This is a genomic window from Glutamicibacter ardleyensis (assembly GCF_014644555.1).
GTDB lineage: Bacteria > Actinomycetota > Actinomycetes > Actinomycetales > Micrococcaceae > Glutamicibacter > Glutamicibacter bergerei.
This window is the reverse complement of record NZ_BMKX01000004.1, coordinates 32962-47179: the sequence shown is the minus strand read 5'-3', so window position 1 is coordinate 47179 and position 14218 is coordinate 32962. Positions and strand designations below refer to the sequence as shown.

Sequence of the window (14218 nt, the reverse complement as noted above, 5' to 3'; positions counted from 1 at the left end):
GCGTTCGTCCTCGTATTCTGGTTTTAAATGCGCAAAAGGCAACCTGTTCAAGATTGAACAAGCTGCCTTCTGCGGGTTATCTTTCAGTTAGGCTAAGCGCTCAAGCCAACCGTGGCGATCTTCTACGGTTCCGCGTTGGATACCGAGAAGTTCTTCACGGATGGACATTGTCACTTCCCCGGCGGGCGCATTTTCATCACCAATAAGTTCTTCGCCGTTCTTGAGCACGCCGATCGGGGTAATCACTGCAGCAGTACCGCAGGCGAATACCTCGGTGATGTCGCCGCTGGCGACCGAGTCACGCCATTCATCCAACGTAATCTTGCGCTCTTCAACGTTCATGCCGCGGTCTTTGGCCAACTGAATTACCGAAGAACGAGTGACGCCTTCCAAGATGGTTCCGGTCAACGCTGGGGTCACCAATGAGCCATCCTTGGTGACGAAGAATACGTTCATTCCACCAAGTTCTTCAACGGCGTTGTCATTGAATGAATCAAGGAAGAGGACCTGCTTGCAGCCGTTTTCTTCCGCTTCGAGCTGAGCCACAAGTGAAGCAGCGTAGTTGCCACCGCACTTAGCCGACCCGGTGCCTCCGCGGCCTGCACGGGCGTAATTTTTTGAAACCCAAATGCCCACTGGCTTCAGTTCTCCGCCGAAGTAGTTTCCGGCCGGTGAGGCAATCACCCGGTAGGAGACTTCGCGCGCGGCACGAACACCCAAGAACGCTTCGGTAGCGATCATGAAAGGACGCAGGTAGAGGGCTTCCCCGTCACCGGTTGGTACCCAGTCAATATCCGTGGCGACAATTTTGCGCAGGGAATCAACAAAAACGTCTTCATCCAGCTGTGGGAGTGCAAGGCGTGCGGCTGACTTATTCAGACGTGCCGCGTTGGCGTGCGGACGGAAGGTCCACACGGAACCGTCTTCGTGGCGGTACGCCTTGAGCCCTTCAAAAATTTCCTGGCCATAGTGCAGGACGGAGGCAGCAGGATCCATGGCGATGGGACCGTACGGCTCAACTCGGGCGTCATGCCACTGACCGGTGCCAGCCTCGGAGCCAGCAGACCAGTCAACAACCACGGTGTGGTCGGTGAAGAAGTCCCCAAACCCGGGGTCTGCCAGGACGGCAGCGCGTTCTTCCGCGCTCTTGCGATTCGATGACAGATTTTCGGTGAATTCCATCTAACTCTGGACTTCCTTGCTCAGTTAACGAAAAACGGGTGCCCCACGCCATTGGCGGAACACCCGTCCGTGGATTTGCTGCTCGATTAGCAACTAACCGAGCTACATCACTTTTAGCTTAGGCCAGTAGCGCCACAATTGCATCGCCGATTTCGCTTGTGGTGCGGTGATCAGTCAATTCTTGGCGTGAAGTAATCTCTTTTTCGACAGCTTGCTCAACAGCGGTAGCCGCAGCTGACATTCCAAGGTGTTCCAGCATCAATGCCACCGACAGGATTGCTGCCGTGGGGTCAGCCTTCTGCTGACCGGCGATATCCGGTGCCGAGCCGTGGACCGGCTCGAACATCGATGGGTATGTCCGGTCCATGTTGATGTTGCCGCTGGCCGACAAGCCAATGCCGCCGGTGATTGCGCCGGCCTGGTCGGTGAGGATGTCACCGAAGAGGTTGTCTGTCACAATGACATCAAAACGGGACGGGTTGGTAGTCAAGAAGATGGTGGCCGCATCCACGTGGAGGTAGTCGTGTGTGACCTCTGGGAATTCTGGGGCCACCATTTCTACGGTGCGGCGCCATAGGTGTCCGGCGTGCACCAGTACGTTGTGCTTGTGTACTAGGGTCACGTGCTTTCGTGGACGTGCTGATGCACGGGTAAAAGCATCTCGAACTACGCGCTCTACACCATAGGCGGTGTTCACCGAGACCTCGGTGGCAATTTCATGCGGGGTGCCGGTACGGACCGAACCGCCATTGCCTACATAGGGGCCTTCGGTGCCTTCACGGACAACTACAAAGTCAATTTCGCCCGGGTTGGCCAGCGGGCTTTCAATACCTGCATACAACTTGGACGGACGCAGGTTCACGTAGTGGTCAAGAGAGAACCGCAGCTTCAACAGCAATTCGCGTTCAATGATTCCCGAAGGGATTCGTGTGTCACCCGGTGCGGCACCAACGGCACCGAACAAGATGGCGTCATGCTTTTTGATGGCTTCAAGAGTTTCATCGGTCAGGGTCTCCCCCGTCTTGAGCCAGTGCTCCGCACCCAAGGTGTACTCGGTGAGATCTACCTGCTGGTCTCCACCGTTAGTCACGAACTTCAGGACTTTAACGGCTTCGGCAACCACTTCTGGGCCGATACCATCGCCTGGAATGACAGCAATATTAATGACGTTTCCCATGCACTCATCATAGCCAAGGGAATCCACCATTTGAGAACCTATCTCAAATTATGAGATTGATTTCTTTTTGCGTCGAAGAATCTCAAACCATGGCATGAGGACTGCGTCCAATTCGCTGGCTAGACTCAAGGTAGAACAAAGCATTTAAGCACGCGCGAGGGAACACTTGATTTTCACTAATCCACACCGGCGGATAGATCGGTGGATCCGGTCCAACCCCGGCCGGATCGATATGTTTGCCGGTGCGTTGTACACACTCTTGTGTTTTACTGCTTCGGTCGGCCTCGGATTCGGCGTGGGCGTAGGCTTCGGACTCAGCATCGCGGCAATCGCCATTTTGCAATCTGCACCACTCATGGTTCGGCGTCGCTATCCGTGGGCCGCTACCATCACCATTGCCATTGCCCACATTCTGCAGCTGTTCTTCCAGGGCGTGTTTTTGCCTTCTCAGGTCTCGGTCCCACTCATGATCTACACCATGGCTATCTATGGGAAACGCTGGCAATCCTTCGCTACTTTAGGTCTGGGATTTCTTGGAGCCATTCTGGCGACCTTCAATATTTTCGGCCCGGGACTCGCTGGTAATGATCCCATTACCTTTGACATGGTCATTTCCTTCGTCGGCTTGTCCTTGGTAGTCACCGTCGCTTGGACCTTTGGCGACCTCGCCCGCAGTAGAAGGCAAACGTTGAGCGCGTTACGGGCTCATGCGCAACGGCTGGAAAATGAGCGTCTCATTGAACGCGAGCTGGCTGCCTCTGACGAACGCAACCATATCGCCAGAGAGATGCATGACATCGTGGCGCATTCCCTGTCGGTGATTATCACGCAGGCTGACGGAGCTCGCTATGCAGCGGCCCAGGACCCGAACATTGCCATTGAAACGTTGAAGACCGTCTCGGATGCGGGCCGGTCTTCACTACGGGAGATGCGTCGTTTGCTCGGCGTGCTGCGCACCGACGAAGAAACTGAGCACCGGCCGTTACCGAGTTTGAGTGATATTCCTGAACTCGTTGAAATGGCAGTGAAGTCTGGCTTGGAAGTCTCTTACGAGACTCAAGGGTCCCCGCGCCGGTCTCTGCCCACTGGTGCTGAGCTTACCGCGTACCGATGCGTACAAGAAGCGATCACCAATGTTATTAAGCATGCGGGACCACAAGCTAAATCTACAGTTTCGTTGCACTGGTCAAACCGTGGCCTTGATATCAAGGTCAAGGATGACGGAGCGTGCGCTGGAAAAGTTGAAATCGATGGTGCCGGCCAAGGGCTGCGTGGATTACACGAACGAGTCGCCCTATACGATGGAACCAGCACGGCTGGACCACTTCCTGACGGAGGCTTCTGCGTCTCCGTCTTCATCCCCTACACCGAGGACTAACAAACGAATGACCACCACCGAGCCGATCAAAGTTGCCTTGGTAGATGACCAGCTACTGGTCCGTAGCGGATTCCGAATGCTGATCAATTCCCAGGACGATATGAATGTGGTTGCCGAAGCGTCCAATGGACGCGAAGCCTTGGCATCCCCGGCCTTAGCCACAGCGGACGTCGTCTTGATGGATGTTCGCATGCCTGAAATGGACGGGATCGAAACTACTGAACGCTTACTCGTTTCCCGCGCACAGGCAATCGATTCGCCGCGAGTCATTGTGCTGACGACTTTTGACATGGACGAGTACGCGTTTAGTGCCATTCAGGCTGGAGCCAGTGGATTTCTGCTCAAAGATGCCCCACCCGAAGAGCTGCTTGAGTCGGTACGTACGGTGAACCGCGGAGATGCGGTCATTGCGCCCTCCACTACCCGACGGCTGCTGGATCACATGGCGCCATTGCTGAAGCGCGCTAGACCAAATGATGACCCCTTGAGTTCCGCCGTAGACTCGTTGACCCCGCGTGAACGGGAAGTATTCGGTCATATCGCCCTAGGGCGTTCGAATCCGGAGATTGCCAGGGACTTGTTTCTCTCCGAGGCAACGGTGAAAACACATGTAGGTCATATCTTGTCCAAGCTTGGAGCTCGTGATCGTGTCCAAGCCGTGGTGATTGCCTACCAGACCGGTGTGGTCAGCCCGTAAAGCTTGTGGTTAGAAACAAAGAAGTCCAAGTTTGGTTTTGATCCCAAGCTTGGACTTCTTTGTTTGCAGTGAATTATTTGTCTTCTTCGTACCGTGGGAATACCGGTGCCGGTGCCGGAAGCTCGGTTCCCGGAACCAAAGCGGTGCCGAAGTGCTCGAAGTTACGTGCGGTTCCCTGACCGACAGCCAAAAGGTCAAGCATGCTGGTCATGGCTTGCGGCAATACTGGCTGCAGCAGCAAGGCGACCTTACGCACGATTTCGATGGTGACGTAAAGAACCGTTTCCATACGCGCTGGATCGGTTTTCTTCAGCTTCCATGGTTCTTGATCCGCAAAGTACGCATTGGTGTCTCCCAAGACGTGCCAGACGGCTTCTAGAGCTCGGCTGAAGTCTTGGCGCGAGTACGCCTCACGGTTGAGTTCCAAGAGCTCTGAAGCTGCCGCCAGAATCTGCTCGTCAGCTGGCAAGAGCTGTCCAGGAGTCGGCACGACTCCCCCGCAGTTCTTAGCAACCATCGACAGCGAACGCTGAGCGAGGTTTCCAAAGTTGTTTGCGAGGTCACCGTTGATGCGCGCCACAATAGTGTCATGGTTGTAGTTTCCGTCGGCGCCAAAAGTCACTTCACGCAGGAAGAAGTAGCGCACCTGGTCAAGGCCATAACGTGCAACAAAGTCGTCCGGAGATACGGTGTTGCCCAGAGACTTCGACATCTTCACACCGTTATTGTGCAAGAAACCATGGATCATCACGCGCTTGGGAACGGACAGCTTTGCAGACATCAAGAATGCGGGCCAGTAGATCGCGTGGAAACGCGAAATATCTTTGCCAATGACATGCACATCTGCTGGCCAGTACTTCTGGAAGGATGCAGAATCCACGTCTGGGAAACCGGCACCGGTCAGGTAATTGGTCAGTGCGTCAACCCATACGTACATCACGTGCTTCTCGTTGCCTGGAACAGGGATTCCCCAGTCAAAGGTAGTTCGCGAAATAGATAGGTCGGTCAGGCCACCTTCAACAAAACGAACAACTTCGTTGAAGCGTGAACGCGGGGCACCAAACTCAGGATTGTCCTCATAATGGGCCAAGAGCTTATCTTGGTACTTGGAGAGCCGGAAAAAGTAGGACTCTTCTTCGGTCCAGGTAACTTCGGTGTCGGTTTCCGTGGCGTAACGGATTCCATCGTCACGGACATCGGTTTGCTCTTCGGTGTAGAAAGCTTCGTCTCGCACCGAATACCAGCCGGCGTACTTATCGAGGTAAATATCGTCGTTAGCTTCCATCCGGCGCCACAGTTCCTGCGCCGCGGCGTGGTGGTCCGCGTCGCTGGTGCGGATGAAGCGGTCATAGCTGGTGCCCAACTCGTCATTCATCGCTTGGAAGGCATCCGAGTTACGCTGCGCCAGCTGCGCAGGGGTAATCCCCTCCTTTTCAGCAGTCTGCATCATCTTCTGACCGTGTTCATCTGTGCCGGTCAGGAAGAAGACGTCGTATCCGTCCAAGCGCTTAAAACGCGCCATGGCGTCGGTAGCGACTACCTCGTAGGCATGCCCGATATGCGGGGTGCCGTTTGGGTAGGAGATTGCTGTGGTGATGTAAAAGGGTTTCTGCGGAGTAGTCACGATACAAATTTACCTTAGTCCCACTGGAACCTCATTTTCTCGTAAATTTTCAGCACCAAGCAAGAAGGAAAACGGTTAACGAAGGCGTAGTTGTGATTATTTTGACAGCGCTATGTTAGACCTGTGCGTCGATGAATGCTTGCGCTTAACCAGTTAAAGGCACGTCACATTCGGTTTGGTCTGCGTACGTCACCGCTTGCGAACAAGCGCCATAATAAGGAATAGTCTTAAGATAAGTAAACCCGCGGCGCCTATATCATTAACTTTGGGTGAATTAAAGGTTAACCTAGTACTCGTGCTTCATGCCAGAAAGCACCTGTATCATTTTCAGACCTACGTTCAGGAAACTTATTTCAATGACGGAAGTACATAAGCTGCTCACGATTGTGTTTGAAACCTCGGACGAGCTGGACCGCGAATCTGAAGTCTATAGACGACTAATCTCCGCTCGGCTCAAATATGAGGATCATTTCGACCTTCAAGTTACTTCGGAAAATTTGAATACCTCATTACTGACGAGCATCGTGGGCGGACTTGAAACTAAATATGTACTGTTCGTTCGCGATTCTCATAAGATTCCGACTAATTTCTTAGCCACAGTAATCGACTATTTGCGTTCTCGTACCGTTTATCTGGCTGAACCACACATGTACACGGCTGGCATCCCAAGGGACGTCACCGCGACCAAGATGGAACAATCATATTTCTACGCGAGAGATACCGATATTTATGGTGTGGCGTTTAATACCGGACGCCTGCGCGACGCACTAGAGGCATTGGGCGACATCGATCGCTCCGCTCTGTACGTTAGCTTTAGACTCTACTGGTCAATTGGTACAGTCAAGCCATTACCTGTTGGATATTCGGTAGCTACAAATACCAAAGCAGCCATCGGAAGCCAGCTTGATCCGGCGACGCCTCGTTTGTTCCCCATGGTCAGTACGAATTCAATCGAACTTCGCACTTACATGGTTCGATTCCTTGCCATATATCTTCGTGGCTTGCGCGGGGAAAAAAGGACCGCCGTTTCGACTGCACACCTGCGCGACCTAATCACTACCTTCAAATTGGACAAGCTTGTATCACTTGTACAACCACTACAGCCATTCGAAGCATCTTGGATTACCTGGCTCACAGGGTCAGAAAAGTCTGCATTCCTGTACAAACAACTCACTGAGGCAGATTTCTACTTACAATTCAGCGATGCTGAGAAACCGGTCACCGGTGACGTAGACCTATACGAGATTGAATTCTCCGATATGGATGTGCTCATCAATAAAGCCTATCTTTCGCATAAGGTGCGGCCTTCATACGCTAACCCGGCTGTCTACGATTTCTACAGTCGCTCAATTTCACCGAACTCATCGATAATCTTCTTTGACCGTCCGATGCAGGCTGATGACAATGCAGAATACCTGTACGAATATTTCACCAGCAACCACCCCGAGTACGCCAATGCCTATTTTGCGTTGAACCCTAAATCGGCTGACTGGACTCGGCTAAAGGCTAAGGGATTCAACCTGATTCCAATCTTCACCAGAGATTTCTACGAAAAGTTTCTTGAATCCGATCTTGTAGTTTCATCACAAATTTATAACCTGCGTTACAAGGGCAAATCTCTAGAGAACTCACGTTTCGTTTACCTTCAGCACGGAATCCAGCTCAATGACATGTCCGATTGGATCATCTCCAAATACTTCGATGTCTTTGTAGCCACCGGAAAGCTCGAAGCAGATTATTTGGCGAAGTACGCTCCGTCGGAAACGTTGAACTCGGGTCTGCCTCGATTAGAATCCCTGGAAAAGATCACACAAGAAGGTCGGCATCTGCTCTTCATGCCGACATGGCGCTTTAACCTTAACCAAGTATCCAACGAGCATTTCACGAACACGGAATACTACCGCGCTATCGACGGGCTAATGACTGACCGCAGAATCCTGACCTATTTGGAAAAACATGATGTCACGCTGCATGTGAAACTTCACCCGAACGTCGAATCGCGCGCTTCGCTTTTCCAATTCTCGCAGCGTGTAGTTAAATCCGAGGCTAGCTACCGTGAAGCGATCGCCTCCGCTGACTTCGTCTTCACAGATTATAGTTCAGCCGTATTGGATGCCTCGTTCATCGGTATTCCAATCGCCTACTACCAATGGGATTCTAACGACTTCTTCCTTGACCAACCGTATGAAAGCCGGCTGGACTATCGCACCGAAGGGCTCGGCCCGGTTTTTGATACTTCAGATTCCTTAATTGAGTACATGACCAGTGAAAAGTATCTCGAAAGCTCATCGGAATTCGCTCAGCGTAACGAACGTTTCTTTGAAGGTGTTGACCCGAAGCGCATCAACGCCAAGATTGTAGACAGGATGCTTAGTCTTTAATGAACATCGCAAAAAAAATCAAAAATCGTGTTTCTAAGGCAGGCAAAGAGGCGGCCTACTCCGCGGTAGGGCGTCTGCTGGCCAGAAAAGTTATGGGTTTACCGGAGACAAGCAAGGTTCGAAGCGAGCTAAGCAAACGAAGCCTCGATGACAGTGTTCGGCGAATGACGAGTGAGGGCCTTCCCAAAGGTACTTACTACGCAAAGTTAACCATCGACAATTGGAAACCACACGATGGTAAACCGTTCCGCCTACTTCAAAATGGCGAGCTAGTTTACGGCAACCAAGTTGAGCCACCGGCGCGCGGATTTCCACTGGAATACCGAAATATTGTCGTCACTTCAGAGAACCCACGCGACTTTAAGCTGGATATTGATGCTGAGTTCAGCATTAAGATCGGCCGCGGTTCCTACACAACCCCGCAACAGCTTAAATATGACAAACAATACGGCGTTGAGCAGCACGGGGATGTTTACTACTCATTACGTGGAAACACTACGAGCCCTAAAAAGATCCTCCTAACCTTCCCAGGATTCGGTCCGTCAACCTCGCGCATTTCGTACGCAGTCAGCTACCTCAAAGACCTCACTGATACTGATCTTAGAGACACCTTGATGGTCTGTTTCCAGGATCGTTATCTGGCTGCTGGTTCTTACATGATGGTTGACAACGCTGGACGGCCACTTTACTCCCGAGTTCGAGACATCATTTCCGGATTCACCGCCCGCTTTAAAGTTGCCAACGAAGATGTTATGTTCTTCGGCGCGTCCAAGGGCGGCAGTATCGCAATTCATTACGCGCAAGAGTTCCCAGAATCTCAGCTACTACTCGCCGTTCCTCAGATGAGCCTGCCGTACTATTTCAATAAGCCTTTCTTCAGAAACAACCTGTTCCAGAATCCAGCCATTAGTTCCCTTGTGCAGCCCCAAGAATTACTACGTCGCTACTTTGATGAGGGCCGTCGGGTTGACTACTTCTACACAAACAATGACGAGCTAAGTAACCATTCCCTCATTGAGTTCGCGCACGACGTTCCAAATCTGACGAAGTACCGCGTCAATGGTGTCCATGGCGCCGTCGCTCGAGCTGCGCTGCCCGCAATGCTTGGACTGATGCGACAGTTCTTTAAGAAAAACATAGAAAAGTCCTTTATTTGCGAGCAAGTTCGAGAATTCCCGGGTGAAGGAACACTCCGGATTCAGGCGCGTGTTGATCTAGAATCCTCGAAAATCGAAAACGCTAATTGGTTCCTTGAAGGTAGGCTTGGTCGCACGATTTTCCGTCAGATCATGAGCAACGGCCAGCATCCATTTGTGAAATTCACTGCCGATGACCAGAAGCTCTTCAGAGCCTATGATTCTGTTGCTGAACTGTCACACATTACAGTCTTAGAAGCGGACGGCACTATTTCCAAAGCACCGCTGAATTACCATTTCAAAGCACTTGAGGGACCAGCATCGAAACTGGATGTCGCTGCCTCCCCGCTGCTTCTCGAAACCGCTTCACCGGCAGCCTATAACATCGTCAATGATGAGATCTTTGACCACTACCGGTACGTTTCCCAGTCAGTCAATAACAACGGAACTACCGTTGAGGTGCGCTTCACCAACGATTTGCGTGTTTCAGAACTAACAACCAACTCAGATCAAGATGTTGCCTACTTGGCTGTTGTTGAAATCTCAGATAATAATCCGTTGATAGACCTGATCGGATTGCGCCTTCAGATTCTCTCAGGTTGCGAGAAGTTACGCTTGGTAGATGTAGACGGTTCTCTCAATGACTCGGACCGCGCCACGCTAGAAAATACGGACTGGGCAACTTTGGAGATGCGAAGTTACAGTTCTGTCGAGTAACCACAATATATTTTGCTAATGCTTGGAAGCACCGTAAGGATTGGGGAATTTTGAATTCCCCAAACCTTACATACTCATTTTGCACCCACCGGTAGAAACGAGCTTGATATGACATCTGAGGTCCAATCAATCACGAAGTATGACGATGCGGCCAAAATTCAAAACAATGTCGTCCATCTTCGGCCGTCGCAGGGCTCGATCTTTCGTGACTCTTCAATTCATTTCCATGGAACTGGAAACGTACTGTACGTCGAAGACGGGGCGAAGTTACGCAACTGCCGTTTGCGCTTTATGGGTGATAATGCGGTAATTCATATCCGCAAGTCTGCTCGGTTTACCGAGGTAATTAGCTCAGTTTTTCATGACTCCATTTTTTACCTTGGAGAAGATGCGTCGTTTACCTCACCTGCCCGCCTGGTTCCAAGCGAACGTGAGAACATCATCATTGGGCGCGATGCAATGATTTCTTCACGTGTGGCATCACGAACTGCTGATCCGCATCTTGTCTATTCCACAGCAACGCATAAGCGTATCAATCCAAGCCGTTCGGTGTGGGTCGGTGACCATTGCTGGATTGGTGAGGAAGTCTTGTTGCTCAAGGGTGCACGGATTGGATCCGGAAGTATTCTTGGCGCGCGGGCACTGGTGACTCGTCAAGTACCTTCGAACTCGTCGGCGGCCGGCGTACCAGCCAAAGTTGTTGGCAACGATGTCTTCTGGCTTCGTCCATCGGTTCACGCATATACGAAAGCCCAGACCGAGAAATCGCTAGAGTTTGCTGGCGACAATTTTGTCTTCACTGCAGATGACAGCACACTAAATATTGATGCCCTCGAGCTAGCGATTTCTAGTGCCACTACAGGGCTGGAACGTGAGGAATGGTGCCGAACGCTTGATTCCGCCATGGGAAAAAATCGTTTCTTCATGGGTATATCTGGGTAACGCAGAAAATGACACCTTAGACTTATGAACCGCCCATGCCGCGGACAACGAGGCAGAAACTGCTCTCCGAATTTCAGTTACTGACTTATCAGGCCAACATTCGAGGAGCATGTCGTTATGCGAGGCATTCTTCTCATCTGAGCAGACAACATCGCTGCAAGTAGCAACTGATCTCTGCTGTTATAAGCTCTTGTGCGGCAAATACGGCGGAAAATCCTTTCAGACGAACCTAAATGCTAAGCACACTCGATGGTGTGGACTCTGCCAGATCGCCAATGGACGTCGCTACACATTCAAACTATAAAACGTCTGCATTCGGACTCCATCCACTCACTCCGATATTCCCGAGTACATGAGTACACGAGAGAACGGTGCGATGTTAACTTCTCGTTCATGTACCCAATAATTACTATTAACTCGTGCCGATTATTATTTTTATAACGGCTAACTGAGGGAACTAAATTCATGAACAACAGGGGATTCGCACTGGAAACAGTGTCAGATTCGGGCATCTGCATCCAATGCCTTCAGGTGCACACATTCGGATCAACCTCAGTATATCCGGCGGAATTTTGCCCCATGGACGCATAAAAATTCAGTACCATCTAGTCAGCTTTCTAGATGTGCTCATGCGTAGTACTCGGGCTTCTAGGTGAGCCGATCGATTTCATTCCAGAACGCCGTCCGCAATGCACGTCGTATAGTTTGTTTGTCAGTCTTCCATTCCCCTAGAGCTTGGGCACTATCCCGCAGCAAGGTGCGGTCAATTTCGGGCGGAAGCTGCGGACGATCAGCAACAATTTCAACGAGTTCGCCCTGCGTGATACTTGATAACCACGTCGTAGCGACTTTGGAACCGATCCCAGCAGCTGTGTCAAGCTCACGCTCATCCTCGGCAGCTTGTCCTTGATAACCCGAACGCTCGTTGTCACTGCAATAAACCACTTCGGGACTACCGGTAATCACCGGCTGTGGCTCAAAGGTTCCTTTACGACGCTGGCTCATTACGGCAGGCGTGGGAACGTTATTCGGTGGCTCTGCTGCTACTTCGGGCTTTGGAACCGAGCCGGCGATAGATGCTACTTGATCTACGTGGGCGCGATCCCATTCCAGGACGCGCGTAAATGAGCTATCAAGTAATTGATCAGAGATTACTTCGATCGCATCCGCGGTCAACGCTAGGTGTTCGGCCACCGAAGCTACACCCAACCGGGAATCGGATTTGGTCACTCCCAAGAGAATGACTTTCATTCCTAGGTCTTGAGCTTCCTCGACCGCTTCAGCTAGGTCATCATCCCCGGAAACTAAATATGCAACGGAAGCTGCTCCGTGCCTTGCCACCCCAACCAGATCCAGCGCAAGTCTGAGATCAACGCCCTTCTGCTCCCCATTGTAAGAGATGCGTCCAAGACGTACTTTGACGCCTGGTATTAAACCAATACGCTTATGCTGCTCAGTAAACAGTCCATCGCGTGAGGCGTCATACCAATAAACTCTAAGATTGTTCAGTCCGGTATTCTTTTTGACGGTCTGAACTATGCCCCGTATCAGCGATTCGTAGTGTGTAGTAAATGCTGAGCGCAGTGTTGTGCCGGCTACGCGGTGTCCACCAAGAGAAAGTAAAAATCCTGCATCAATAAATATGGCGGTTTGATTCATCATAATACGATCCTACGCAGAATCTTTCCGGAATTCTGTCCGCACCCCACTAATCGATAAAGTAGAAGGAACCGATTCATAGCGAATCGGTTCCTTCTCGTAATTTACCGTTACTTAAATACTGGTTGCGCGCATCATGTCATCAGCGTCGGAAAGCCGCGAATCAAACTCTTCGATACGCTTTCCTACGCCAAGAAGCTCAGCAATGGCAGCTACGGTACGCTCAGATGCTTTTCCGTCACCGTACGGATTGACGGCGGTAGCCATCTCGTCGTAGGCAGCGGAGTCGTTGAGCAGTTCCGAAACCGAATCAAAGATCCGCTGTTCGTCGGTACCGATGAGACGTACGGTACCCGCGGTCACGGCTTCTGGACGTTCGGTATTCAAACGCATCACCAGTACAGGCTTGCCCAAGCTAGGTGCCTCTTCTTGCACTCCACCCGAGTCGGTCAAGACCAAGGTCGAAGCATCAATGATGCGGGTGAATTCACCGTAAGCCAGTGGCTCGGTCAGCGTGATGTTTGCAATTCCGTCGATTTCCGGTAGCAGCGCTTCGCGCACTGCTGGGTTTCGATGCAACGGAAGAATGAACTGAACGTCTGGCTCAGCTGCGGAAAGGCGTGCAAGTGCACGTCCGATGCCGCGCATTGGTTCACCCTGGTTTTCACGACGATGGGTCGTCACCAGAACGATGCGTTTACCTGAGTTCACGAGTTCTTCGAGCTGTGGATCGCTAAATGGAATCTTCTTCTCGACCACCGTGAGCAGAGCATCAATCACGGTGTTACCGGTGATCACGATGTCCTTGCTGTTGAAGGTTTCGCGCTCAAGGTTACGCTTGCTCAATGAGGTTGGAGCTAGATGGACGCTCGCAATCTGACTGGTGAGCTTGCGGTTTGCTTCTTCCGGGAACGGAGAGAAGATGTCGTAGCTACGCAGACCTGCCTCGGCGTGCACTACCGGGATTCCTCGGTAGAAGGCTGCAATAGCACCTGCCGTGGAGGTAGTGGTGTCGCCTTGGACGACAACGGCGTCCGGCTTTTCCTTCTCAAAGATCTCATCTAAGCCGGCAATGGTCTTGGTCAACAAGCCATTGAGGGTCTGGCGAGGCTGAATCACGTCAAGATCATAGTCCGGAGTGATTCCGAACAATTCATTGACCTGATCCAGCATCTCGCGGTGCTGTCCGGTGACGACAACTACGCAATCAAAAATTTCAGCCTCTTTCAAGGCCTTGACGATCGGAGCAACCTTGATGGCCTCGGGACGAGTGCCATAGATCGGCATGATCTTTTTCATTTGAATCTACCCTGTCAGATGGAGAG

The 14218-nt window shown here is 51.6% G+C and carries 10 protein-coding genes; 5 read left to right on the top strand and 5 right to left on the bottom strand.

Going from position 1 to position 14218, the window contains the following annotated elements; translation table 11 throughout:
- Positions 1–87 precede the first annotated feature (87 nt).
- Both IEX04_RS09475 and IEX04_RS09470 read right to left on the bottom strand, forming a co-directional pair.
- Complete coding sequence (locus IEX04_RS09475; protein WP_188685335.1) at positions 88–1182, bottom strand: branched-chain amino acid aminotransferase; 1095 nt, start codon at positions 1180–1182, stop codon at positions 88–90.
- 118 nt (positions 1183–1300) lie between these two features.
- Positions 1301–2359, bottom strand: a complete 1059-nt coding sequence (locus IEX04_RS09470) for a 3-isopropylmalate dehydrogenase (protein WP_188685635.1) — start codon at positions 2357–2359, stop codon at positions 1301–1303.
- Between the two features lie 166 nt (positions 2360–2525).
- Between IEX04_RS09470 and IEX04_RS09465 the strand changes: the two genes are divergently transcribed.
- Positions 2526–3737 carry a sensor histidine kinase gene (locus IEX04_RS09465; protein ID WP_229677084.1) on the top strand — a complete coding sequence of 404 codons (1212 nt, stop codon included), beginning with the start codon at positions 2526–2528 and terminating at the stop codon, positions 3735–3737.
- Between the two features lie 7 nt (positions 3738–3744).
- Positions 3745–4434 carry a response regulator gene (locus tag IEX04_RS09460; RefSeq protein ID WP_188685332.1) on the top strand — a complete coding sequence of 230 codons (690 nt, stop codon included), beginning with the start codon at positions 3745–3747 and terminating at the stop codon, positions 4432–4434.
- A gap of 73 nt (positions 4435–4507) precedes the next feature.
- On the opposite strand, the gene metG is transcribed toward IEX04_RS09460, so the two are convergent.
- Positions 4508–6058 carry a methionine--tRNA ligase gene (metG, locus tag IEX04_RS09455; RefSeq protein ID WP_188685330.1) on the bottom strand — a complete coding sequence of 517 codons (1551 nt, stop codon included), beginning with the start codon at positions 6056–6058 and terminating at the stop codon, positions 4508–4510.
- 302 nt (positions 6059–6360) lie between these two features.
- Here metG and IEX04_RS09450 point away from each other — a divergent pair, with 302 nt between their 5' ends.
- The 3 genes from IEX04_RS09450 (at position 6361) to IEX04_RS09440 (ending at position 11234) form a co-directional block, all read left to right on the top strand.
- Complete coding sequence (locus IEX04_RS09450; protein WP_188685328.1) at positions 6361–8439, top strand: CDP-glycerol glycerophosphotransferase family protein; 2079 nt, start codon at positions 6361–6363, stop codon at positions 8437–8439.
- Positions 8439–10292, top strand: a complete 1854-nt coding sequence (locus tag IEX04_RS09445; protein WP_188685326.1) for a hypothetical protein — start codon at positions 8439–8441, stop codon at positions 10290–10292. The genes IEX04_RS09450 and IEX04_RS09445 overlap by 1 nt, the downstream gene beginning before the upstream one ends.
- A 108-nt stretch (positions 10293–10400) precedes the next feature.
- On the top strand, positions 10401–11234 hold the full coding sequence (locus IEX04_RS09440; protein WP_188685325.1) for an acyltransferase: 834 nt from the start codon (positions 10401–10403) through the stop codon (positions 11232–11234).
- A gap of 648 nt (positions 11235–11882) precedes the next feature.
- On the opposite strand, the gene IEX04_RS09435 is transcribed toward IEX04_RS09440, so the two are convergent.
- Together IEX04_RS09435 and wecB are read right to left on the bottom strand one after the other, a co-directional pair.
- The gene (locus tag IEX04_RS09435) at positions 11883–12896 is read right to left on the bottom strand and encodes an NYN domain-containing protein (protein WP_188685323.1); all 1014 of its coding nucleotides are present in this window, start codon (positions 12894–12896) and stop codon (positions 11883–11885) included.
- Between the two features lie 111 nt (positions 12897–13007).
- Positions 13008–14192, bottom strand: coding sequence for a non-hydrolyzing UDP-N-acetylglucosamine 2-epimerase (gene wecB, locus IEX04_RS09430; RefSeq protein WP_188685321.1), 1185 nt, complete (start codon positions 14190–14192; stop codon positions 13008–13010).
- Between the last annotated feature and the right edge of the window lie 26 nt (positions 14193–14218).